At 48.7% G+C, this 23,253-nt stretch carries 20 protein-coding genes; 14 read left to right on the top strand and 6 right to left on the bottom strand.

Going from position 1 to position 23,253, the window contains the following annotated elements; genetic code table 11:
- Positions 1–63: 63 nt before the first annotated feature.
- Positions 64–1,113 carry an LLM class flavin-dependent oxidoreductase gene (locus tag JNC77_RS14505; RefSeq protein WP_374833745.1) on the top strand — a complete coding sequence of 350 codons (1,050 nt, stop codon included), beginning with the start codon at positions 64–66 and terminating at the stop codon, positions 1,111–1,113.
- A 54-nt stretch (positions 1,114–1,167) separates the two neighbouring features.
- Here the strand turns inward: JNC77_RS14505 and JNC77_RS14500 are convergent, their stop codons facing one another.
- The 4 genes from JNC77_RS14500 to JNC77_RS14485 all read right to left on the bottom strand — a co-directional run bounded on the left by JNC77_RS14500 (position 1,168) and on the right by JNC77_RS14485 (position 4,710).
- Positions 1,168–2,091, bottom strand: coding sequence for a LysR family transcriptional regulator (locus tag JNC77_RS14500; protein ID WP_374833743.1), 924 nt, complete (start codon positions 2,089–2,091; stop codon positions 1,168–1,170).
- Positions 2,092–2,115: 24 nt separating this feature from the next.
- Positions 2,116–3,300 carry a M20 aminoacylase family protein gene (locus tag JNC77_RS14495; RefSeq protein WP_374833741.1) on the bottom strand — a complete coding sequence of 395 codons (1,185 nt, stop codon included), beginning with the start codon at positions 3,298–3,300 and terminating at the stop codon, positions 2,116–2,118.
- Between the two features lie 84 nt (positions 3,301–3,384).
- The gene (locus JNC77_RS14490) at positions 3,385–3,900 is read right to left on the bottom strand and encodes a hypothetical protein (protein ID WP_374833739.1); all 516 of its coding nucleotides are present in this window, start codon (positions 3,898–3,900) and stop codon (positions 3,385–3,387) included.
- A gap of 15 nt (positions 3,901–3,915) precedes the next feature.
- A complete protein-coding gene (locus JNC77_RS14485) occupies positions 3,916–4,710 on the bottom strand; it encodes a DUF3100 domain-containing protein (protein WP_374833770.1) in 795 nt (264 codons plus the stop codon).
- Between the two features lie 328 nt (positions 4,711–5,038).
- Between JNC77_RS14485 and JNC77_RS14480 the strand changes: the two genes are divergently transcribed.
- Together JNC77_RS14480 and JNC77_RS14475 are read left to right on the top strand one after the other, a co-directional pair.
- A complete protein-coding gene (locus JNC77_RS14480) occupies positions 5,039–5,929 on the top strand; it encodes an NAD(P)-dependent oxidoreductase (RefSeq protein WP_374833737.1) in 891 nt (296 codons plus the stop codon).
- 14 nt (positions 5,930–5,943) lie between these two features.
- Positions 5,944–7,482, top strand: coding sequence for an aldehyde dehydrogenase family protein (locus JNC77_RS14475; RefSeq protein WP_374833735.1), 1,539 nt, complete (start codon positions 5,944–5,946; stop codon positions 7,480–7,482).
- A gap of 47 nt (positions 7,483–7,529) precedes the next feature.
- Here JNC77_RS14475 and JNC77_RS14470 read toward each other — a convergent pair whose 3' ends face one another.
- On the bottom strand, positions 7,530–8,471 hold the full coding sequence (locus JNC77_RS14470; protein ID WP_374833734.1) for a sugar-binding transcriptional regulator: 942 nt from the start codon (positions 8,469–8,471) through the stop codon (positions 7,530–7,532).
- A gap of 136 nt (positions 8,472–8,607) precedes the next feature.
- On the opposite strand from JNC77_RS14470, the gene JNC77_RS14465 reads away from it, so the two are divergent.
- From JNC77_RS14465 to JNC77_RS14440, 6 genes are read left to right on the top strand one after another with little or no spacing between them, the layout of a single operon-like run.
- Positions 8,608–9,933 carry an extracellular solute-binding protein gene (locus JNC77_RS14465; RefSeq protein WP_374833732.1) on the top strand — a complete coding sequence of 442 codons (1,326 nt, stop codon included), beginning with the start codon at positions 8,608–8,610 and terminating at the stop codon, positions 9,931–9,933.
- Positions 9,920–10,924, top strand: coding sequence for an ABC transporter permease subunit (locus JNC77_RS14460; RefSeq protein ID WP_374833730.1), 1,005 nt, complete (start codon positions 9,920–9,922; stop codon positions 10,922–10,924). The genes JNC77_RS14465 and JNC77_RS14460 overlap by 14 nt, the downstream gene beginning before the upstream one ends.
- Positions 10,925–10,926: 2 nt before the next feature.
- On the top strand, positions 10,927–11,847 hold the full coding sequence (locus JNC77_RS14455) for an ABC transporter permease subunit (protein ID WP_374833728.1): 921 nt from the start codon (positions 10,927–10,929) through the stop codon (positions 11,845–11,847).
- Positions 11,848–11,871: 24 nt separating this feature from the next.
- A complete protein-coding gene (locus tag JNC77_RS14450) occupies positions 11,872–12,612 on the top strand; it encodes a glycerophosphodiester phosphodiesterase family protein (RefSeq protein WP_374833726.1) in 741 nt (246 codons plus the stop codon).
- Positions 12,609–13,313, top strand: a complete 705-nt coding sequence (locus JNC77_RS14445; RefSeq protein WP_374833724.1) for an HAD family hydrolase — start codon at positions 12,609–12,611, stop codon at positions 13,311–13,313. Before JNC77_RS14450 ends, JNC77_RS14445 begins: the two co-directional genes overlap by 4 nt.
- Before the next feature lies 1 nt (position 13,314).
- The gene (locus JNC77_RS14440) at positions 13,315–14,361 is read left to right on the top strand and encodes a sn-glycerol-3-phosphate import ATP-binding protein UgpC (protein ID WP_374833722.1); all 1,047 of its coding nucleotides are present in this window, start codon (positions 13,315–13,317) and stop codon (positions 14,359–14,361) included.
- A 108-nt stretch (positions 14,362–14,469) separates the two neighbouring features.
- Here the strand turns inward: JNC77_RS14440 and JNC77_RS14435 are convergent, their stop codons facing one another.
- Positions 14,470–16,827, bottom strand: coding sequence for a helix-turn-helix transcriptional regulator (locus tag JNC77_RS14435; RefSeq protein ID WP_374833720.1), 2,358 nt, complete (start codon positions 16,825–16,827; stop codon positions 14,470–14,472).
- A 136-nt stretch (positions 16,828–16,963) separates the two neighbouring features.
- Between JNC77_RS14435 and JNC77_RS14430 the strand changes: the two genes are divergently transcribed.
- The 5 genes from JNC77_RS14430 to JNC77_RS14410 are packed head-to-tail and all read left to right on the top strand — an operon-like array spanning position 16,964 to position 23,224.
- Positions 16,964–17,992 (top strand): ABC transporter permease, encoded by a 1,029-nt coding sequence (locus JNC77_RS14430; RefSeq protein WP_374833718.1) that lies wholly within the window; start codon positions 16,964–16,966, stop codon positions 17,990–17,992.
- Positions 17,992–18,873, top strand: a complete 882-nt coding sequence (locus JNC77_RS14425) for an ABC transporter permease (protein WP_374833716.1) — start codon at positions 17,992–17,994, stop codon at positions 18,871–18,873. Before JNC77_RS14430 ends, JNC77_RS14425 begins: the two co-directional genes overlap by 1 nt.
- 3 nt (positions 18,874–18,876) lie before the next feature.
- Positions 18,877–20,523 carry a nickel ABC transporter ATP-binding protein NikE gene (gene nikE / locus JNC77_RS14420; RefSeq protein WP_374833714.1) on the top strand — a complete coding sequence of 549 codons (1,647 nt, stop codon included), beginning with the start codon at positions 18,877–18,879 and terminating at the stop codon, positions 20,521–20,523.
- A gap of 18 nt (positions 20,524–20,541) precedes the next feature.
- Positions 20,542–22,098 (top strand): hydantoinase/oxoprolinase N-terminal domain-containing protein, encoded by a 1,557-nt coding sequence (locus JNC77_RS14415; protein ID WP_374833712.1) that lies wholly within the window; start codon positions 20,542–20,544, stop codon positions 22,096–22,098.
- Entirely contained in the window at positions 22,091–23,224 is a 1,134-nt protein-coding gene (locus JNC77_RS14410) for an S-methyl thiohydantoin desulfurase family protein (RefSeq protein WP_374833710.1), read from the top strand. Before JNC77_RS14415 ends, JNC77_RS14410 begins: the two co-directional genes overlap by 8 nt.
- Positions 23,225–23,253 lie beyond the last annotated feature (29 nt).

Genomic DNA, 23,253 nt, shown 5'->3' with positions numbered 1-23,253 from the left:
CTTTTATATACTATATGTCATCCAACAGTGATGAAAGCCGCAAGAGGCGGCAGGAGATATTCCATGAGAGCTTTTGGTTTTTTAAGTTTCGGCCATTATATGAATTCGCGTGGGTCTCAGACCCGCACGGCTGGCGAAATGCTGAAGCAGGCTGTGGAACTTGGCGTTGGTGCTGATGAACTTGGCGTCAATGGTGCCTATTTCCGCGTTCACCATTTTGCACAGCAGCAAGCTTCACCAATGCCGCTATTAGCAACCATTGCCGCGAAAACCAAGCATATTGAAGTGGGAACAGGCGTTATTGATATGCGCTATGAAAACCCTCTTTATCTGGCGGAAGAAGCCGCAGCGCTTGATATTCTGGCTGATGGTCGTATTGCGCTTGGCATCAGCCGCGGCTCGCCGGAAACGGTTGTGCGTGGTTATGAAGCTTTTGGCTATACCGGCTCTAATGATCCACGCGGTGCCGACATCGCTCGTCCAAAATTTGACTTGTTCATGCGGGCAATTGATGGAGAACCGCTGGCATTGGGTGATCATTCGATGGGCTATCGTGGGCCGGTACCAATTGAGCCACGCTCCGGCACTTTGCGTAATCATATCTGGTGGGGCTCCGGCACACGCGAAACTGCTGAATGGACAGGTCGTCAGGGCTTGAATATGATGTCTTCAACACTTTTGACTGAAGATTCCAGCATGCCTTTTGACGAGTTGCAGGCAGAGCAGATTATTCGTTTTCGCGAGGCTTATCGTGAAGCAGGCCACAAAGGTGCGCCGCGTGTTTCAATCAGCCGCAGTGTTTTTCCGATCATGAATGATACCGACAGAGCTTATTTTGGCAGTGCGGCGGAAAAACATGATGCTATCGGGATGATTGACGGTTTCCGCTCCACCTTCGGACGAACCTATGCGGGCGAGCCTGATATACTGATCGAACAGCTTAAAAACGACAAGGCAATTGCTTTGGCGGACACGTTGATGCTGACGATTCCAAACCAGCTTGGGCCGGAATATAATCTGCATATTCTGGAATCTTTCATCAAGCATGTGGCACCAAGCTTGGGTTGGAAACCAAACTGGGAAGGCCCTGTCATTGGTGATCAGATCAACTGATTAAAATCCTTTAACCTCCCGGATCAGTAATGGTTCGAGAGGTTTTATATGCACTTAACGAAATGCAGTCATGTTGAATGCCAAAAAACTGCCCAAACGTTCAACTGATGCAGGCAAACGACGGCGCGCGCGTACCATCAGATGGGCACTGGCATCATTGAAAACAGGGTCGGATAATTCACGTATATTCACACTGCCGTTTTCCAGTTCGGTAGCAACCGTAAAGCGGGGCAGGAAAGTGACGCCAAGCCCTGCCATGACAAAATGTTTGAGCACATCAATGGAAGACGTTTCCAGTAATGTAATCAAAGCAATACCCTGATCAGCGGCAACGCGCGTGACAAGTTGGGTAATACCGTGCCCTTGGCTGAGCAGGCTGCAAGAAAGGCCGTTGCAATCGGCCATTTGCAGGTTTTCTTTTATTAAGAGTGGATGATGCGGCTGCGCGACCAGACATAAAGGCTGGCGGGAGATCGCAAGAGAACGTACACGCGTATCGATTGTCGGATTGTAGGCAATGCCGATATCCGCATCGCCATTGGCAATCGCATCCAGCACACCTTGCGTACTTCCAAGCTGCAAATCATAGCGGATTTCCGGATAGATTTTGACAAAAGCGCTCAACCCATGCTTGAGTACATCGGCCAGAAAACCTTCACCGCACCTTATCCTGACCCGTTGTTGCTGCACACCGCGTAAAAGCCCCAATTGCTCGGTGAGCAGGCTGCTCTCTTCCAAAATTCGCCGCCCGTAATCCAGCACCAATTCACCAGCCTCAGTCAGGCGCATGCCACGTGCAGTGCGTGAGAAGAGTGGAAGCCCTATAACGCGTTCGGTATCGGCAATCTGACGGCTGATAACCGAAGGTGCAACCTGCAAATATTCGGCCGCACCACGAATGGAGCCAATCCGCACCACTGCCATGAACATACGTAGTTCCTTGGCATCAAGGCTTTCCATTGCAGGTTGCTGTTTCAAAATGCTCCTACTTTATTTTATTGCTTAAGCACCGTTGAGTTCGCTTTTGACAAGCTCCACCCAGAAACGTGCACCAGTTGCCAAAATGGCATCATTGAAATCATAATAGGGTGAGTGAAGGCCAGGGTTGTTACCATCACGCCGCGCGCCGAGCCAGAAATAGCAGCCGGGTTTTTTCTGAAGCATAAAGGCAAAATCTTCTGCCGCCATACTCGGATCAACATCCAGCACTTTTAAATTCAATGCAGGCGACGCTGCAATTCTGCGGATGATTGCCGCCTCTGCCGGAGTATTAATAGTTGACGGGTAGCGCTCTTCATAAATGAGTTTGGCGTCACAGCCAAATCCTTCAGCAAGAGATGCCGAAATTGACTTGATGCGCTGTGAAATCATTTGACCAACTTCCGGCTTGAACCAACGTGTGGTGCCCCGGATAATCATGATTTCAGGAATGATGTTCCACGCATCGCCGCCATGCATTTGTGTCACTGATACGACGGCAGAATCGAGCGGTGAAATATTGCGACTGGCAATGGTTTGAAGGGCCGACACAATCTGGCTTGCAGCAATCACCGGATCAGCGCCTTCATGAGGCATGGCACCATGGGCGCCCTTACCGATAATGGTGATTTCAAACGTACCAAATGCCGCCATCATCGCATCGTCACGTGCAACGCATGTGCCGACATCCTGCCCCGGCCAGTTATGTAAACCGTAAATTGCATCAACCGGAAACTTGTCAAACAAGCCTTGATTGACCATCTCGCGTCCGCCACCCTCGTTTTCTTCGGCAGGCTGGAAAATGAAACGCACAGTACCATCAAAATCAATTTTTGTGCAGGCCTTGGCTGCCGCCAGTGCCATTGTGACATGGCCGTCATGCCCGCAGGCATGCATTTTTCCGATTGTTTCAGAAGAATATGCCACGCCGCTTTTTTCTTGTATCGGTAACGCATCCATATCGGCGCGAATGCCGATAACGTGCGTTGAAGTACCCCGTGTGAGACTGGCGATAATGCCCGTTTTGGCAAAGCCTTCCACTACATCATAGCCCCAGCTTTTCATTTTTTCAGCAATGAATTGTGCTGTATTATGTTCTTCAAAACCAAGCTCTGGATTGCGGTGCAGCTGATGGCGCCATTCAATGGCTTCAGTAATATCATCTGGTTCAACATAAGCGGTCAAGGTCAGTTCTCCGGAGCGTTTCATGCAGTCGGTTCCTGCTGATTGTGACAGCAGGCAGACAAACGGGCAAGTCTTAACCTGCCCGTTTTACTGGTTTTAAAGATGGAGTTAGCCCATGATGCGTAAGGTTAAATCGGCAATCACAACGGAGCCTAAATAGGTGCCGAGCATTACGCAAATGGCAATAATAACGATTTTCCAGCCTGAGTGACGTGCAATTTCAAATTCATTGCGGGTTAAAGCCAAGCCACCATAGGCGAGAGCAGGCGTTGCAAGCGATAGGAAGTTAAGTTTATCGACCTGAGCAACGACATATTCATTGCCGGGAACACCCGGAATGGTGATGATGATCGCAAGCAGCGATACCCAGGCGACACTTGGCAGATAAAATGGTGCATAACGCGCCAGAAACAGGCCGCCAAGTGAAGCCAGATATAAAATCGCCATGCCGGGGAAAGCTTCTATAATGCCCACACCGGTGCCGACCAGATTGGAAAACAGGCCCAACGCACAGGCAATCAGCAGCAAAACCGCATTTTCACCAATATTGATTTTACGCTCATCGGTTGATTCAACGGAGAGGGTCAGCTTATCGGCAGCTTTTTTAATGGATTGTGATGTCATAATTTTTTCTCCCCCTTAATTCTCTTCCCGGTATAAATCCGGCCGACATTTTTTAAACAGCCATTCAGTGAGTGGCAGAGCCACAAACAAGCCGACATAAAGTCCGGTTGCATAGGTGAGAATATTACTTGCTGCAGCAAGAGCGAGGATGATGTCTTTTTGTTCAGGCACAACACTCACCAATCCGCCTGTACAGGCGGCCAGCATACTGCCGGAACCAACACCGCAAGACATGGCCAGCGCACGAACATCAAAAATACCGAGTGCATGAACCATTGGTGGCATGATCGCAAAAATGAATGTGCCGATCAGGGTGCCGGTTGCGTAAACACCCATAACGCCAGCCCCTTCAGGGCTGTCCAGGCCATATTTATCAACGATGAGTGCCAGATTGGGTTCACGGTCGATGGAGTAGACGGCGCCGACGGTTTCACGTCCCATACGAAGTAAATACACTGCAATCGGAAAGGCTACAACAATAGTGCCAAGATTACCGATTTCCTGCAATACAAGCGCCGGACCCGCGGCGATAATGGCTTTGATCTGCGGGCCCACAGTGGTGCCGAATTTTGCAATAAACGGCATGATCGCTATGGTGATCATGGTGCCGGAAAGTTTAACTGAATCGGACTTGATGAATTTTCCTGTCGCTTTCAGAATATTGGGGTTCAAAAATATAGCCAATGCAAATGCATAAAGCATTGGCAGAAAAATAACGGCTCCAATACCGATATTGATACGTTGAACGCCAATCAATTCTGAAACCAGAATGATCAGTAATACCAAGCCATGTAACCACAGATGGTGCATACTAAAATTATTTTGCCCCTTCACGATGCCCTCCTTCAAATGCAATGCGTTATGTCGTTAACCGGCAACAGATCCCCCTCCGTTCCGGTGATAGGCGCATACATTACTATAGGGGTAATAAGAGTGATCTCCCGTCCCCTTTTGTAAAATGCAAGTATGATGGGATTTTAGTTCTATACCAGACCCATCATTGACAACATTGCGTTGCTTAAACAGCAACGCTTGAAGTGTTGCTGTAAATGTAACGCTTTGTTGCTGTCTGGCTGGCTATGCTGATGTGTTTGTTAGTGACAGGCTTCACCATCATGTCTTGGTGAAAGGAACCACTATGTCGGAGCAGAACAAAATCATTGTTGGTGTTGTTGGTCTGGGCAGTATGGGGCTGGGGATGGCAGCGACATTAGCCTCCAAAGGCTTTGAAACTTTAGGCTTTGATCTTTCAGCGGAACGTCTTGAATTATCAGCAAAAGTAGGGGTAACTGCCATTAAAGATCTGAGCGATTTGTTCAGAAAGTCAGATTTTCTTGTATTTTCATTACCAACAGCGCGTGACGTGGAAAATGTCGTCAATGACTATGGTCATCTGCTGGGCGCTGAGCGTCAGAACCGTGTAATTATCGTAGATACCTCGACCTCGGAGCCTGATGTTAGCCGCCAGTTGGCGGGTAAGCTCGATAAGATGGGGCACGGCTTTTTGGATGCACCTGTCAGTGGGGGACCGGCAGGGGCTGCAAGTGGCGCTTTGACCATGATGATTGGCGGCACTGATGCAGATTTAGCCTTAGCTCGCCCTGTCATTGAAGCGCTTTCGGCTAAAGCATTGCATGTGGGGCCAAGTGGTGCGGGTAATGTGGCCAAGCTTGTCAATAATATGTTGGCGGCCGCGCATATGATTACCACTGGTGAAGGACTTAAAATTGCTTTGGCTGCAGGCATCAGTCCTGAATCGGCACTGCGTGTCATTAATGCAGCTTCCGGCAAATCCATGATCAGCGAAGTTCATTTTCCGACATGGGTGATGAATGATCGCTTTGATAGCGGTTTTTCAATGGGGTTGATGCGCAAAGATGTGCGTTTGGCGCAAGCTCTGGCTGAAAAAAACAATGTTGAAAATCCGTTGACTGCCATGGTGGCCAAGCTTTGGGCGTGTTCAGAACACCTGAAAGACACCGATGATTTTACCCGTATGGGTGCTTATCAGTCCGATACGGCAAAGTAAGAAGGGAGAGAGTTATGACAGAAATTTTGGATAATCAATCCGAGCGGATTTCACAAATTTTTAAAAGCTTTTTCCCACAAGCTGAAATCGGTAGTTTTATCGCCGGAACCATTATCGCTGGCACCGGTGCTGAATTGAAGCTGACTGATCCGGCAACAGGAAAAACCTTCGCCAGTTTTAAAGATGCAGATCAGTCCGTAATCGATACCGCAATGGCAGAAGCTGCACGCGCTCAGGTAGAGTGGATGCAGTTGACTGCATCGCATCGTGGTCGTGTGATGTATGAAATCGCACGACGTATTCGTGAACATGCGCCATTGATTGCAGAAATTGAAAGCCGTTCTGCCGGACGCCCGATCCGTGATATTGGCGGCGAGGCCGTGCGTGTTGCCGAAATGTTTGAATATTATGCGGGCTGGTGCGACAAGCTTTATGGCGATGTCATTCCGGTGCCAAGTTCTCATCTCAATTATACACGCCATGAACCGATTGGTGTGGTTGCACAAATTACACCGTGGAACGCACCGCTCTTTACCGGTGGCTGGCAAATTGCACCGGCTATTTGCGCCGGTAATGCGGTGGTCATCAAACCATCCGAGTTAACGCCTCTAAGCACGCTTATTTTGGGTTTTCTATGTGAGCAAGGTGGGGCGCCGCGCGGTCTCGTCAATGTGATTGCAGGGGCCGGTTTAACCGCCGGACAGGCAATGGTTTCGCATCCGCGCACGTCTTTGGTGGTATTTGTCGGTTCGGCACAGGCAGGTTCAGCCATTGCTGCGACAGCTGCTAAAAATGTTGTGCCATGTATTCTGGAACTGGGCGGTAAATCGGCCAATATCGTCTTTGCTGACGCGCAGATGGATCGCGCGATTTTGGGTGCGCAATCCGCTATTTTCAGCGGAGCAGGGCAGTCATGTGTGTCAGGATCACGTTTGCTCGTCCATCGCTCAATCCATCAGCAATTCGTGGAACGTTATGCTGATGCTGCCAACCGCATTGTGGTGGGCGATCCTTATGACCAGAACTCGCATATCGGCCCTATCAACAATGAACGCCAATGGCAAAAAATTGATCAGATGGTGCGTGAAGGCGTAAAAGAAGGTGCGCAACTGGCCGCAGGTGGTTTAAAGCCGGCAAGCTTGGAAAAAACCGGTGGCTTCTATTATGCGCCAACTATTCTTGATGCGGTTAAACCATCAATGACAATTGCGCAGGAAGAAGTCTTCGGGCCTGTTGTGGCGGTGATGCCTTTTGACGATGAAGCTGAAGCCATAGAACTTGCCAATAGCACAGCTTATGGTTTGGCGGGTGCCGTCTGGACGCAAAATGTTGCACGTGCCCATCGCGTGGCAGGTCAAATCCGCGCCGGAACCTTCTGGATCAACAGCTATAAAACAATTTCGGTGATGTCGCCCTTTGGTGGTTTTGGCCGTAGCGGTTATGGCCGTTCCAGCGGACGCGATGCTTTGCTGGCCTATACGCAGACAAAAAGTGTTTGGGTCGAAACAGCAGAAAATCCTGCAATTACATTTGGTTATTCGCCAGAAGTTTAAATTTTGCTTTAACAAGCTTGGCTGGGAGTTGAGAAAGCTTCCAGCCGTCAGTTTTCTTGAGCAAGAATGGACTTTGCACTTTCGGCATCAATAGCCAAAATTGTTGGATAGCTGCCGCGTAAAACAGCTGTAACAATAGGCACTTTATGTGCTCCGCCACCGACAATCAGCCGGTGGCGGATTGTTTTCAAGCTAGTCAATTCCGGTGCCAGAACCTGTCGGTTAATCGTATGGTCAAGCTGCTTGCCTTCAGCATTCAAAAAGCGCCCTGCCAGATCACCAACGGCGCCATGTTCTTGCAATTCTTCAATATCTATCCCTTCCGGCAGACCATAGCGTACTTGTAATGAACGGTTGGAGGCATCGCCAACACTGAAATAAGCCAGATCAACATTACAGATCGTTTCATAGGTACGGCGGAAGACGGTTTGCGAAATGATTGCATCACGTGATTCAGGTGACTCCGCATAAATTGGTGCCACAAAATAACGGCACTTGGCCGAGAAAATTTGAGCAAAACCACGCACGATTTCAAATGTATTGATTTCAGTGCCTTGTGTCAGACCGCCGGTCATGGAGTGAACTTCCATATCAGCACGCGGTTGTGGTGTCATAAACTGGATGGTCTCACGCAATGTCGAGCCCCAAGCAACACCAAAAGAGCGAATATCATGCGCTGCAATGAAGCGTTCAAGATAGGCTGCAACAGCCCGCCCCATGATTTTATGGATCTGTGAAGCATCTTCCGGTGTTGGCACGACGATTGCATCTTCAAGGCCAAACCGCTGGCAAAGCTCTGCCTCCAATGCCACGCAATCGGCCAGCTTACTATTGAAAGATACCTTGACCACACCATCACGATGCGCTTGTGCCAGCATTTCATTGACCCGTCGTCGCGTTAAATGAAGGCGGTCGGCAATCTGCGCTTGGGTTAAACCTTCTACATGATAGAGCCACGATGCTCGCACAATCAGGTCATTTTGCTCCATCATATTTTCCTTAAGTTACATTTGTCATTTGAGTGTAACATATGTGCGTTAATCGTCATGCATCATCGCTGTGGCACGATTCTTCTGATGATAACCGTTTTACAGCTCATACAATCATGCGTCTTAAGGATCAAATATGACGTCGCTCTTTAAAAAAATCCTGACCAGTACAGCGGCAGGTAGTGTTCTGCTGGCAATGACAATGCCGGGCTTTGCCGCAGATCGGATAAAGGTTGAATGGTGGTATGCAATCAGCGGCAAACTGAGTGAAACCGTACAGGAGCTCATTGCTGATTTTAACGCTTCGCAGGATAAGTATGAAGTTGTCGGTATCCATAAAGGAAATTACGAAGAAACAATGGCTGCGATGGTTGCTGCATATCGCGCAGGCCAACACCCGACCATTTTGCAAGCGGCAGAGCGCGGTTTTCTAACCATGCTGAACTCCGGAGCCATTATTCCGGTCAACAAGCTGATGGCGGATCAGGGTTATAAAACCAATTGGGGTGAATTTATTGAACCAGTCGCCAGTTTCTATGTGGTGAATGGTGAACCGGCTGCATTGCCATTCAATTCTTCAACGCCAATCTTCTGGTTTAATGAAGACCAGCTGAAACAGGCTGGTTTTGATGGCCCAGGAGAAACATGGCAAGAGGTTGATGAGCGCCTTTACGTTTTGAAGGAAAAAAACATCACCCAGTGCCCGATGGCATTGGCTGCTGATTACCATTGGAGTTTGTTTGAAAATTATTCCGCCATCAACAATCAGCCGTTTGGCTCCAAGTCCAATGGTTTTGATGGTCTTGATACTGAATTTGTTTACAATAAAACGTCAGTTGTGCAGCAGACAGAACGTCTGAAACGCTGGATTGATGATGGTATTTTGCATGTAGCGGGTGAGGGCTTGAACCCGGCGCAAATGTTTACCTCTGGTACCTGTGCAACTTTGATCAACTCGACTGCGAGCCACTCAAGTGTTGAATCTTCGGCCGATTTTAAATGGAACGCGACTTATCTACCTTATGAAGAGGGTGTTGAGCCGCAAAACTCTACCATCGGTGGTGCAGCCCTTTGGGTGCTTGGTAATAAATCTCAAGAAGAGCAGGCGGGTGCCGCAGCATTCTTGGACTTTGTGGCTAAGCCTGAAACACAGGTTTGGTGGAGCAAGGCCACCGGTTATGTGCCCGTTACCACAGCTGCTTATGAAGCTTTGAAAGCAGAAGACTATTTCGAGAAAAATCCAACCCGTGAAATCGCTATCAAGCAGCTTTCACGTGGCACGCCAAATGAAAACTCACGAGGTTTCCGTTTTGGTAATCACAACCAGACCGGTGCCATCATGCTGGAAGAATTGCAGGCAGTTTGGACAGGTCAGAAATCCGTGCAGGATGCACTCGATTCGTCCGTCAAACGCGGCAATGAAGTTCTCCGTCAGTATGAGCGGATCAATGCCGGTAAATAATGATAGTATGACCATATCTGCTGGCGCTTTTTTGCGCCAGCAAAAGGCGGGCAAATTTAAGTTTTCGGGCTGGCTTACGAAATTGACGACGCCGTCGCTGACCGGTTTGAAACTTGCGCATTATAAACGAAATGGTGCCGGTTTTCTGCTGCTGGCACCTCAATTGCTGATCCTTTTATTTTTCTTCTACATCCCTGCTTATAAAGCTTTGTCACTGGCTTTTGTCGAAACAGACCCGTTCGGAATGAGTGTCATTTTTGTAGGGTTTAATAATTTTATTCGTCTCTTTGCCAGCCCTGAATATCGCTTTAGCGCAATGCTCACTCTTGTGCTTACCGTTGTGCAAAGTGTGATTACGCTTGGTCTTGCCGCAATGCTTGCTTTTGCGACTGATCGTGTAATCCGTGGCCGTGCTGTTTATCGTCGCATTATTTTGTTGCCCTATGCGATTGCGCCGGTTGCGTCCGGTACAATTTTTGCATTCATGTTTAATGCCAATGTTGGCCCTGTCGCCCATTTCTTGCATGATCTCGGCCTGCCGTGGAATCCGGCTTTGCGCCCAATGGATGCGCAAATTTTGGTGGTGCTGGCATCTGTATGGAACCACCTTTGCTACGATTATATTTTTCTGGTCGCAGCCATTCTGTCTGTTCCCAATTCATTGATGGAAGCAGCGGCTCTTGATGGTGCTCGTCCTGTGCGCAGATTTTTCACAGTGACTTTGCCGCTGATCATGCCGACCTTCTTCTTTTTGATGATCATGAATTTGATCTACGGCCTGTTTGAAACCTTTGGCCTTATCGACACCATGACGCGTGGTGGGCCTGCGGCTGCTACCAGTACGCTTGTTTATAAAGTTTATCAGGATGGTTTTGTGCAGCTTGATCTGGGAACCTCAGCCGCACAATCGGTTGTGCTGATGGGTATTGCCATTCTTTTCACAATTTTTCAGTTTCGCGCGGTTGAACGCCGCGTTAACTACGGGGGCTGATCATGGTTGAACGCTCACCCATTCTGACCTTCTTTTGTCACACAATCTTGCTGATCGGAGCGGTGATTGTCTGCCTGCCACTTTATATGGCTTTTGTCGCCGGTTCGCTTGATTTTGCCAGATTGCAACAAATGCCCTTTCCGTTGCTACCGGAAAGTGAGTTTTGGAATAATATGGTAACGGCATGGACAACGGTTGATTTTTCGCAGCTCTACATCAATTCCATCATCACCACGACGCTGATTGTTGTCGGCAAGGTGACGGTTTCGCTGATGGCAGCTTTTGCCATCACTTATTTCCGCTTTCCTTTCCGCATGACAATGTTCTGGATCATTTTTATCTCGCTGATGCTGCCGATTGAGGCGCGCATTATCCCGACCTATGAGGCGCTTGCCGATGTGGGCGGGCCATTGCGTGATTTTTTCCACGTCACGGGCATCAGTTGGCTGGTGGAATTGGCGACCGGATATCGGCTGGAACTTGGGCTGCAATGGAATTTGATCAATAGTTATAGCGGGCTCATCTTGCCGTTGATTGCCTCTGCTTCCGCTACATTTCTATTCCGCCAGTTTTTTCTAACAGTGCCGGATGAATTACTGGAGGCTGCAAAGATCGACAATGCGGGACCGCTGAAATTCTTCGTCGATATTCTGCTGCCCCTATCGGTGACAAATATTACTGCATTGGTGGTGCTGCTTTTTATCGGCAACTGGAACCAATATTTATGGCCGCTATTGTTCACCACCACACCGGATATGAAAACCGTTGTGCTTGGGTTGCGTAGCCTCGTGCCAGGGCCTGATGAGCCACCGGCATGGAACATTGCCATGGCTGCTTCTTTCTTCGTTATGCTGCCGCCGACGCTTGTGGTTATCTTCTTGCAGCGCTGGCTGACAAAAGGCGTGACGGATGTTGGCAAATAATCTTTTCTCATAGGAAAACTATAAATGACTTTTATTATCGGCCATCGTGGCGCCCGTAATCTCTGGGCAGAAAACTCCCTGACTGGATTTCGAAATCTGTTGGATTTGAATGTCGAGGGTGTCGAATTTGATGTGCATCTGACCAAAGACGGCGAATTGTTGGTGATGCATGATGCTTTGCTGGATCGTACCGCTGAAGCACAAGGGCCAGTTTCGGAATTATCAGACGGCGAACATCGTCAAATCCGCTTGAAAAACAGCACTGACACTATTCCAACCCTTGATGAAGTGCTGGCAATCTACGCAGAAACAAAGCTTGAGCTGCATATTGAACTGAAAAAAGACGCTAAAGGCCAAGCCTATCAAGGTTTGGAAGCAAAGGCTGCGGCCGCAATTGACAAGTTTGGGCTGGCAGATCGTGCTTATTTGACCAGTTTTTCCGTTGATGTGTTGAAAATCATTCGTGCTGTTGCTCCACATATTCGCACATTAAATTCTTACCATATGCCGGACGCTGAAGCAGAAGGCGTGGTGGAAGGATTGAAAACGCGCCTTGCGGTTGCCGACATTGTTGCTGTTGAAAAACAACTTTTGGGCAAATATTGGGACCAGATTACTGCTGACGCACCGTTATCGCGTCTGGGTGCTTGGGTGCCCAATGAACAAGCTGATCTTGAAAAATGGATGAATTGTGGGCTACGCCAGATAACCACCGACAACCCAGATACGGCTCTTGCAGTTAGAGGCTCCGGCAAAACAGTATGATGAATAAACCTGAACTTGTTATTTTCGATTGTGACGGGGTTTTGATTGACAGCGAGATTTTGTCGAGCAGAACCTTGTCCGAAGCACTCCGTCGTGCCGGTGTTGATCTGTCGCCGATGGATGTGCATCTGCACTTTACCGGAAAATCCGAACGCGACATCCGCCTTATTTGCGAAGATGAATATGGATTGACTAATACCGATGCGGTCTTCGCATCATGGCGTGAAACGATCTATCAAGCTTTTGAAAAAGATCTGCAACCGATGGCCGGCATGCCCGATTTGGTGCGTTCACTTCAGGTTAAAAAATCTGTGGCCTCCAACAGCCGCTATGAGCGCCTTTTATTAAGTCTGGGGCGAACCGTATTATGGGAAAATCTGGCACCCCATGTTTACGGTGCCGATAGTGTTAAAAATCCAAAACCTGCGCCGGACCTGCTGTTGCATTGTGCCGTGCTGCATGATGTGCGGCCTGAAGCGAGCGTCATGATTGATGATAGCCCGCACGGGATTAGCGCTGCGATTGCGGCCGGTATGATGCCGATTGGTTTTATTGATCTCAATGATCCGCGACCGAACCGTGAAATGATTTTGCGTAAGGCTGGTGCTGCCCATATCGCGAATGGCGCAGAAGAATTAGGCGATATTCTGCACATGCTTGGTTGTATGCGCGAATTTGTGCCGGATGAAATGAGTAGTTAGAATGGCTAGTATATACCTTCAAAATATACATAAAACATATGCCGGCGATGTCACAGCCATTCATGATTTAAACCTGAAAATTGAAGACAGCGAATTGCTGGTTTTGGTTGGACCTTCCGGTTGTGGTAAATCCACATTGCTGCGGATGATTGCAGGTTTGGAAAGTATTTCCGGCGGTTCCATCAGCATTGACGGAACGGTTGTGAATGACAAGGAACCGGCAGAACGTGACATCGCTATGGTGTTCCAAAATTATGCCCTCTATCCGCATATGACCGTGCGTCAAAACCTTGAATATGGCTTGAAAAACCGTGGCACTCCGCGCGCAGAAATTGATCGTCGCATTAACAATGCCGCGCAGATTTTGGAAATCTCGGCATTTTTAGATCGCAAACCACGCCAGCTTTCAGGTGGGCAACGACAGCGTGTAGCAATGGGACGTGCGATTGTGCGCGAACCTAAAGCCTTCTTGTTTGACGAGCCGCTTTCCAATCTGGACGCAAAACTACGTGGTCAGATGCGCATCGAAATCCGCCGTTTGCAGCGTGCACTTAAAACTACAAGCGTCTATGTCACCCATGACCAGTTGGAAGCCATGACTTTGGCCGATCGTCTAGTGGTGATGAATGGTGGGCGCATTGAACAAGTTGGCAAGCCGATCGAGCTTTATGACCGTCCGGCCACTGTTTTTGTGGCGAGTTTTATTGGTTCTCCGCCGATGAACTTGTTTACCGTCAATGAATTGGCAGCAATTGAAGGCATCCGGTTGCCATCCGGTTTACCTGCACAGGCAGGACTTGTCGGTTTCCGTCCTGATCATATCTCTCTTCATAAAGATGATGGTATTAATCTTTCTGGTCTGGTTGAACTGATCGAGCAAGTGGGTGGTGAGAGCCATGTCTATGTGCGCATGGAAGGTCTTGATAAACCATTGGTAACGGTGTTGCAGGGCAGACTGGTTTTAAACGAAGGTGATATACTGCGTTTCACAGTGCCATATGCCAACTTGCATTATTTCAATCAGCAAACCGGTTGCCGGATTGATTAAAAGAAACGACTGAGTGCTGGAAACCTGTATGCAATAAGGGTGATGCGCTTTATAAAATAGTAGCTAACCGACATTAAAAAATACCGGTTAGCTCATAGCATAACTCGATTAAATCCAGCCAAGAGCAAGTGCCGATTTAAGTGCTTCACTGCGTTTGCGGCAGCCCATTTTACGATAAAGATTGCTTAAGTGAAACTTAACAGTCACTTCCGAGATGCTTAATGTATGGGCTATGCGTTTGTTGGACATACCTGAACACAAAAGCTGCAACATTTGTATCTCACGTTGTGACAGCCCGCCTTGAATGGCGCGAGCCTGCGGGGAGTCAATGGCTTTGGTTAAAACGGTCAATGCCGTTTGTGCTTCAGGAGATGTTTCGATGAAACTACGAATGCGTTTTTCTTTTAAAAGCGGTGATAAAAATATCCGTTCTTCTGACAAGACACCGTAGCAGCCAAGGCGCTTGGTTGTTTGCAAGGTTGAGAGCAGACCGGCACGTGCTTCAGCAATCTCCCCGCGCCGAAAGGCTGCAAAGCTAAGCCATAACTGCAATGCCACTTTTTCACGGTTGGTCACTTTAGGATTGACCAATAAAGCATCCAGCTGTTTGGGCAAATAAGAACGTGGCGTCCATTGGTGTACGGCATCACGCAACCATGCCATGGCGAATGATATTTCATCGCGGCGGCTGATACGGCTTAATTCATCAATCGCACTTTCTACGCCGGTTCGCCCCATCGGCATACGCACGGCCGCAAGCGTCAAGGCTGCATCTTGCCAACGATTGGCATTTTGATAAGCAATTGCAGTGCGGATTTCCATCATCGCATTAAATTGCAAGCCCTCGGACAGGTGAATCCATAAATGATCCAGAAAGCCGGGGCGAATGGCAACCGGAAAATTGTCGGCCAGTATTTGTGATGCATAGTGAAGAGCAAATTGCATCAGGCTTGGCCATATTTCAGCAGCAGCAAAGGCTTCAAACTCATTATTTACAAATGCGAGAAGATCACCTGGTTGGCCTGCTTCATAGTCAAGGCAGGCTTCAGCCAAACGTAACATCCGAAACTCTTGGACTGCGGGATGCGAGACCTGTTCCAGCCTGCTTCTGGCTTCAATGGCCGCCTGACAGGCAAGCAAAACATCACCATTCATCAAGCGCAATACAATTTGATGTAAATGGATGAAAAAATCCAATAATGGCCGGTCGCCGCTACGTTTTAAATACATCAATGCACGCGCGGCGGCCGCCTCTGCTTCACGAAAATTTCGCCGTCGCACTTCGAACTCGATAATTGAGTTGTAATAGCCTGCCCATCGCCCATAGGCGCGCATTGGATAGTCAGCCATAAACTCACCAAGTCTGGATATCATCGTATCGCTTGGTGTTAAATCTTCAGAAATCATCAGCGTCAGTCGGAAAGTTTTAGCTGCGAATGAAAATCGTGATTTACGGGTCAGCACCTTAAGAGGATCGATATAATCAGCGCCCATATGGCGCATCAAAAGGTGGCGCACGCGCTGTAATTCCCCTTGTTTTAACAGTGTGCGGGCAACTGCAAAAAGTACGGTTTCATCATCCGATAACATCTGCGTGGAAAACCGCATGATGATGTCCTGAAATGACTCCAGATCGGACTCATAAATAAGCTCGCGGCCTTGTGCACGTTTTAAAATTTGCGCAGCATTATGCTCATGATTTTCATCAAGCAAAAGCCGCATAGCCTCAAGCGGTTGCCCGGCTTTTTCCAAAGCTTTTGCGATCTCAAAAAGATTTTCATCCTTGCGGTAACCTTCCAGTTTTTCTTTTACTGCTTGCTTGAGAAGGTGTCGCAGAAGATGATTTTTGTCCAAATTTTTAATCAAGGAGGGGGGCAATAAACTGTGCCAACGCGCACGACCTTGCTGCTTGGGATTGTCAAGCCATATGGATAATTCGATAATTTCTGCGGGATGGAATTGTGCTAAAAAAACCTCATCCAAATAAGCAATACAATTCCTCTCATCCATTTTTTTTGCAAGCGGAAGAAAGGATGGCCATTGTGCAAATTCCTGCATGACCATTTGTCTCTGTTTAGGTGCAAGCGCTGTCAATTCACTGGATTTGAAACTGAAATGCTCGCCACCATAGACCGTAACACCATGATGAAGACCATGACGTGCTAGTCCTCGAATATGTTGATCGGGACGGCAGGCAATATAAAGTTGCATGTTATCAGCAATTAAATCTGGCAAAATTTCCGCTTCTATTAAATTAATAGGAACATCCCATAATATCTTGTTTTGTTGAATATATTTTTTATTAATCTGAGCTGAACAACAAATATTTACTCCAAAATCTTCTGCCAGAAATTCCAGTAAAACAGATTTTCCTGCACCACTGGGCGCGCGCAAAAACACAACGGCAGCCGTGTCTTGTATGATGCGTTTACGAAGCAATTGCCTTGGCAGAAGATTTTTTTTCATGTTCAAACTCATAAAATATTCTTATAAAAATACCTATACTAATTTTGAAAAAAACTATACTTTTTGGCGGTTGTGCCTTGGGCATCATGCGCAGATTGTTACTGTCTGAAATGATGATGCAGAGGAGGAGGCGCCAATGCAGCAACACCCTTTATTCGCTATCGTGACGAGATTAGGCACATTCATTCTGGTGATGATTGCCTTGTCAGTTATGATTTTTATGCTGGCACGTGTTGTGCCGGGCGATCCTGCGCGTATGGCTTTAGGGCCTGCCGCAACATCTGAGCAGGTTGATGCTCTTCGCTTGTCGATGGGACTCGATCAGCCATTGATTGGCCAATATCTGGAATATATCCGTAAAGCCTTTCATGGCGATCTGGGTATGTCGCTTGTTTCGCAGCGTCCCGTAACAACCGATCTGGCAAGCACTGTTCCGGCAACCGTTGAACTGGTGCTGGTCTCGGTCATTTTCATGTTTCTTGTGGCAATTCCGTTAGGGGTTATCACAGCGCATTACCGTGACCGGGCACTTGACCATATTGGTCGTGTATTGTCGCTGACCGGTGTGATTATTCCAAGTTTTCTGTTTGCGATTACGCTGCAATTGCTGGCTGCACGCTATTTGAACAATTGGCCTATTATTGGCCGCATCGATCATAATCTGAATTGGCACGGCGGTCCGACCGGCTTTCTCATTCTTGATGGTTTGCTGGCTGGTCGTTTTGATGTGGTGGCGAGTGCTTTTCAGCATCTGGCACTACCGGCATTTGCCCTTTCAATGGCTGGTATCGGACAGATTACCCGTATCACCCGCTCATCAATGATTGAAAATCAGCGTAAAGACCATGTGTTGACTTTACAAAGCTTTGGTGTGCCGGAGCGTGTGATTATTTTTCGTTATTTGCTGAAACTGTCGTCCATTGCGCCGCTGACAATTATGGGGCTCGAATTTGCATCTCTCATCGGCAATGCCTTTGTGATCGAGATGATCTTTGCCTGGGGTGGTTTTGCGTCCTATGGCCTCAACTCTATCCTGCAAAAAGATTTGAATGCTGTCACCGCTGTGGTGCTGGTGGCTGGCTTATTCTTTATCATTGCCAATCTGATCGTTGACATTCTGATTTCGATCATTGACCCGCGTCTTCGTCATAAGGAGGCTCGCTGATGGCCGACATTAAAATGCTTGATGCCAATGATCGCGGACTGAGTGCCAGCTATATGATGTGGTACCGTTTCTCTCATAATCCAGCGGCCGTCATTGGTACTTTCATTCTGCTTTCTGTGGTGTTTCTGGCAATCTTTGCCCCTTGGGTAACACCTTATCCGAAGCATATCGGTGCAGTTGTTGATTTTCGTGCAAGGCATCTGCCGCCTGATCTGACACATTGGTTTGGGACTGATAAGGCCGGACGTGATATTTTTACCCGTACTATTTTTGGCCTTCGCATTTCATTATTGCTGGTCATTGGCGTGCTTGGTATCTCGGTGCCAATTGGTGCAGTACTGGGGTTGGTTGCCGGTTATTTTGGTGGCTGGACTGAGAAGATCATCAGCGGTCTGACCAATGTCATGCTGGCGATGCCACCATTGGTGATGGCGCTTGCTGTTTCCAATTTGCTGGAACCAACCTTGATGAACGCAATGATTGCCATCACTTTGCTGTGGTGGACATGGCATGCACGCCTGATCTATGCGGTTTCAAAATCGGTGGCATCTGAAGATTATATTGAGGCGGCACGTCTGGCCGGTGCTGGACCATTGCATATACTTTTCCGTGAAATCCTGCCCAATTGCGTGTCGGTTATCTCGGTTAAAACCACATTGGATGCGGCTTTTGTCATCCTTTTTGGAGCAACACTCAGCTTCCTTGGCTTTGGTGTCAAACCTCCCATTCCTGATCTGGGGTCTATGGTTGCCGATGGCCGTCAGTTCATGCCGGATTTCTGGTGGGAAGTCTTGTGTCCGGGATTTGCCGTTCTTTATGTGACGCTTGGCTTCAACCTTTTAGGTGATGGATTGCGCGATATGTTTGATGTGGAGAATTGAGCTTTGACAGAACCACTTCTTAAAGTCGAAGGCCTCAATGTTACCTTCACCACTTATGGCCGCAGCCGTCAGGTTTTGCAAAATGTGAGCTTTACCGTTGCTGCCGGCGAACGAGTAGCGCTGATCGGTGAAACAGGTTCTGGCAAGTCCGTTACAGCCAAAGCAATTATTGGCACTTTGCCGAAAAACGCAAATGTTACTTCTGGTGCAATCTTTGTTAATGGCCGTGATGTTTTCACGATGAACCGCAATGAGCGTGATGCGCTCAAAGGTTCGGCTTTTTCACTGATTATGCAGGATCCGCTTTCATCGTTTAATCCAGTTTTCCGCATCGGCACGCACTTGGATGATGTGATGCGCTTTGCTGATAAACGCAACGGCATTAAATCCTCTAAAAAGGAACGCCGCGAACGTATTGCCGCCGTGCTGAAACGTGTGCAATTGGCAGATACCGAGCGCATCATGAAAGCCTATCCGTCGGAGCTTTCCGGCGGCATGCGCCAGCGAGTACTGATTGGCTTGGCGCTGTTGCATCAACCGAAATTGCTGATTGCCGATGAGCCAGGCACGGCACTGGATGTGACGACACAGGATGAAATCCTCAATCTGATCAACCAACTGGTTGCCGAAGAAAATATGGCATTGTTGATGATTACCCATAATCTCGGTGTGGTGCGTAAAGTCGCCGATCGTGTGGTGGTGATGCATCATGGCGATATTGTTGAAACGGGGAAATGCACGGATATTCTGCTCAATCCGCGCGAAGACTATACGCGATCACTCTTGGCTGCTGTGCCGCCGCTCTATGGTGACAAGGTCACAACGATTGCGCAGACAACGGGCAAGCCGATCATCACCATCGACAAGCTCAATAAAATTTACGGGCGCCGTGCTGGCTATCATGCGGTGCGTGATGTCAGTATTAGTTTGAAGGAAGGTGAGATTTACGGGCTGGCCGGTGAATCCGGCTCCGGTAAAACCACAGTTGCCCGTATCATCATGGGGCTGTCACAGCCAACCACCGGTGACGTCACCATTCATGCGTCAACACCGGAACGTGGTAAAAGACTGACCCAGATTGTCTATCAAAATCCGGGCACGTCTTTGAACCCGAAACGTACAGTCCGGCAGACTTTAACCTTGCCATTAAAATCAATCGGCATGGATAAGGTTAGGCTTGAAGCTCGGCTGGAAGAGCTGATGAGGCTTGTTCGGTTGCCGCAGTCATATTTAGGCAAATATCCGCATGAATTGTCGGGTGGCCAGAAACAACGCGTGGCAATTGCGCGTGCGCTGGCCGCTGAGCCTAAAATCTTGATTTTAGATGAGCCGACAGCAGCGCTTGATGTGTCGGTGCAAAAGACGGTCATTGATCTGCTTTTGCAGCTTCGTGAAGAGCTGGGGCTCACTTATCTGATGATCTCGCATGATCTGTCTTTGATGCGCAATTTCTGCTCACGCATTGCCATCATGCTGCGGGGTGAACTCGTGGAAGAGGGTGCAACGGCAGATGTATTTAGCCAGCACCGACACCCTTATACCCGTGCGCTGATTGCCGCCATTCCGGTGGTAACAGACGCGGAAGAGCGCCTGAAACCAACTGTGACGGAGGAAGAGCGCATGCAATTCCTTGTAAAAACAACCGATTGATTGGAAGAGGAAACGAGCGTGTATCGCGTTGGAATCGATGTCGGCGGCACCAATACGGATGCTGTCATATTACAGGATAAAACGGTTTTGGCAGGGGTGAAGGCTTCTACCACCAAAGATGTAACCTCCGGTGTTATTCAGGCGCTGGAAAAAGTAATTGAGGTGTCTGGCATTGATCGCAGCCGTATCGGCGCGGTGATGATCGGAACCACGCATTTTACCAATGCGGTGATTGAGCGCCGTCATATGGACGAGGTGGCTGCAATCCGTTTAGGTCTGCCGTCCGGTGCAGGTTTGCCACCAATGGTGGATTGGCCGGATGATTTGCGTGAAATTGTCGGTAATCACGCCTACCAAGTAAAAGGTGGCTATGAGTTTGATGGCCGTGAAATTTCGCCGCTTGATGAAGATGCAATCATCCGCATTGCCGGAGAAATTCGTGCCAAAGGCTTGAAGGCGGCGGCTGTAACAGGTGTTTTCAGCGGCATCAATGATACGATGGAAGTGCGTACCAAAGAAATCTTGCAGGAACATTGTCCGGGACTGCCGGTTGTGATGTCCAAAGATATTGGCCGACATGGTTTGCTGGCGCGTGAAAGTGCGGCGATTATGAATGCAAGCCTGTTGTCACTGGCCGACCATACGGTGGAAGCATTTGGCAAAGCTTTGCGCAGCGCCGGTATCAACCGGCCTTTCTATATTACCCAAAACGACGGCACCTTGATGGCTGCTGATGTCGTTCGTGCCTTTCCGGTGCTGACATTCGCATCGGGGCCAACCAATTCTATGCGTGGTGCAGCATTCCTCACTGGTCTCAAAGATGCGGTGGTGGTGGATATTGGCGGTACGACAACTGATGTCGGCTCGCTGTCGCACGGCTTTCCGCGTCAGGCTTCCACCACAGTTGATATTGGTGGCGTGCGTACCAATTTCCGTATGCCGGATGTGTTTTCCATCGGGCTTGGTGGCGGCTCTTTGGTGGTTGAAAAAGAAGATGCGGTTAGTGTTGGCCCTAAATCTGTCGGCTACCGTGTTGCAGAAGAAGCTTTGTGCTTTGGCGGCTCGACTTTGACTGCAACCGATATTGCCGCAGCGACCGGCAAAACAGATATTGGCGATGCTGCATTGGTGAAGAAAACCGATGCAGTACTGATCGAAAAAGCCGCAGCAAAAATTGACCAGATGCTGGAAGCTTGTGTTGAGCGCAGCCGCATTTCATCGGCACCTGTACCAGTCATCGCTGTTGGCGGCGGTTCGATTTTGATGCCTGAAAAGGTTGGCGAGTTGAATGTTATCCGTCCGGAAAACTTCTCAGTTGCCAATGCTGTTGGTGCAGCCATTGCCCAGATCAGTGGTGAAACCGACCGTATTTTCACTCTTATTGAAGGTCGCACCCGTGAAAGCGCATTGGCAGAGGCTGAAGCTGAAGCTCGCGAAAAGGCCATTGCTGCCGGCGCAATGGCCGATACTTTGGAAGTCATTGAACGTGAAGATATGCCGCTTGCCTATTTGCCGGGCAATGCCACCCGCATTCATGTGAAAGTTGTTGGAGAAATGGGAAGCTATGATGCCTGAGGCTCGCAAATTGAAATATGATGAAGCTGATTTACGCGTTTTGACGCGTGAAGATCTGGACGCACTGGAAATTGGTTCGGGCATTTTAGGCACTGGCGGCGGCGGCAATCCTTATCAGGGCAAGCTTCTGGCACTTGAAGCCATGAAGGAAGGCTATGAGCTGAAAATTCTGGCAACCGACAAGATCGAACCGGATGCACTTTGCATGTCGATTGGCGGTATTGGTGCGCCTGTTGTCGGCGTTGAGCGCTTGCGTGAAGGCCGCGAAGGTGTTCGTTGCCTGCGTGCTATGGAAGAGCTGATCCGCACTTCAATTGATGCGGTTGTTTGTGAAGAAATTGGTGGCGCCAATTCAATGAACCCGCTTGTGACCGCTGCTCTTGGTGGTTTGCCAATCCTTGATTGTGACGGCATGGGACGTGCATTTCCTGAAATGCAAATGACCACTTTCTCGATTTATGGCCATAGTTCAACACCATCCGTCATGTGTGATTTGCATGGCAATTCAGTGGTCTTCAGTCATGCGGCTTCTGAGGTTTGGCATGAGCGCATGGCGCGGGCCTGCGTGGTGGCACAAGGTGGCGGCGCGATGCTGGCAACGGCTCCGATGCAGGCGCATTATGTCCATCAATATGGCATTCCGAAAAGCTACACCAAGGCAATTGCTTTAGGTGAAGCGGTGATCAAAGCCCGTAAATTTCAGGAAGATCCGATTGCTGCCATTTGTGCGCTTGAAGGCGGCCGTCGCATCTTCAATGGCAAAATCACCGATCTGAAACGCCATTTGCGCGGCGGTTTTGCGGTGGGCGATATTGCACTTGCCGGTTTTGACGAATGGAATGGTGAAACTGCTGATGTCGCTATTCAAAACGAGTTTCTGATTTTCCGCCGTGAAGGCAAGGTTGAAGTCTGCGTACCAGATCTGATTGTGCTGTTGGATGTGGATACCGGTTATCCGATCACAACGGAAATGCTGCGTTATGGCCAGCGCATCGCAGTTGTAGCGATCCCTTGCCACGATCTGTTGCGCACCGAACGTGCCTTGGAAGTGGTTGGCCCCGCAGCCTTTGGATATCCGGATGTTCAATATTCGCCACTGCCAGCATTTAAGCCCAAAGCTGATTAACGAAAAGCGGGACAACCCGCAAGAATAGA

It is taken from the genome of Paenochrobactrum pullorum, from assembly GCF_041929845.1.
Lineage (GTDB): Bacteria > Pseudomonadota > Alphaproteobacteria > Rhizobiales > Rhizobiaceae > Paenochrobactrum > Paenochrobactrum pullorum.
Note: the sequence above shows the minus strand (reverse complement) of the source record. Positions and strands in the feature narration are given on the sequence as shown.

What these genes read in the sequence shown, in the direction of transcription:
- JNC77_RS14430 (WP_374833718.1), top strand. Translation starts at nt 16,964, where the DNA reads ATGCAGCAACACCCTTTATTCGCTATCGTGACGAGATTAGGCACATTC.
- JNC77_RS14495 (WP_374833741.1), bottom strand. Translation starts at nt 3,300, where the DNA reads ATGAAACGCTCCGGAGAACTGACCTTGACCGCTTATGTTGAACCAGAT.
- JNC77_RS14465 (WP_374833732.1), top strand. Translation starts at nt 8,608, where the DNA reads ATGACGTCGCTCTTTAAAAAAATCCTGACCAGTACAGCGGCAGGTAGT.
- JNC77_RS14490 (WP_374833739.1), bottom strand. Translation starts at nt 3,900, where the DNA reads ATGACATCACAATCCATTAAAAAAGCTGCCGATAAGCTGACCCTCTCC.
- JNC77_RS14485 (WP_374833770.1), bottom strand. Translation starts at nt 4,710, where the DNA reads ATGCACCATCTGTGGTTACATGGCTTGGTATTACTGATCATTCTGGTT.
- JNC77_RS14460 (WP_374833730.1), top strand. Translation starts at nt 9,920, where the DNA reads ATGCCGGTAAATAATGATAGTATGACCATATCTGCTGGCGCTTTTTTG.
- JNC77_RS14470 (WP_374833734.1), bottom strand. Translation starts at nt 8,471, where the DNA reads ATGGAGCAAAATGACCTGATTGTGCGAGCATCGTGGCTCTATCATGTA.
- JNC77_RS14455 (WP_374833728.1), top strand. Translation starts at nt 10,927, where the DNA reads ATGGTTGAACGCTCACCCATTCTGACCTTCTTTTGTCACACAATCTTG.
- JNC77_RS14480 (WP_374833737.1), top strand. Translation starts at nt 5,039, where the DNA reads ATGTCGGAGCAGAACAAAATCATTGTTGGTGTTGTTGGTCTGGGCAGT.
- JNC77_RS14505 (WP_374833745.1), top strand. Translation starts at nt 64, where the DNA reads ATGAGAGCTTTTGGTTTTTTAAGTTTCGGCCATTATATGAATTCGCGT.
- JNC77_RS14410 (WP_374833710.1), top strand. Translation starts at nt 22,091, where the DNA reads ATGCCTGAGGCTCGCAAATTGAAATATGATGAAGCTGATTTACGCGTT.
- JNC77_RS14435 (WP_374833720.1), bottom strand. Translation starts at nt 16,827, where the DNA reads ATGAAAAAAAATCTTCTGCCAAGGCAATTGCTTCGTAAACGCATCATA.
- JNC77_RS14440 (WP_374833722.1), top strand. Translation starts at nt 13,315, where the DNA reads ATGGCTAGTATATACCTTCAAAATATACATAAAACATATGCCGGCGAT.
- JNC77_RS14475 (WP_374833735.1), top strand. Translation starts at nt 5,944, where the DNA reads ATGACAGAAATTTTGGATAATCAATCCGAGCGGATTTCACAAATTTTT.
- JNC77_RS14450 (WP_374833726.1), top strand. Translation starts at nt 11,872, where the DNA reads ATGACTTTTATTATCGGCCATCGTGGCGCCCGTAATCTCTGGGCAGAA.
- JNC77_RS14445 (WP_374833724.1), top strand. Translation starts at nt 12,609, where the DNA reads ATGATGAATAAACCTGAACTTGTTATTTTCGATTGTGACGGGGTTTTG.
- JNC77_RS14425 (WP_374833716.1), top strand. Translation starts at nt 17,992, where the DNA reads ATGGCCGACATTAAAATGCTTGATGCCAATGATCGCGGACTGAGTGCC.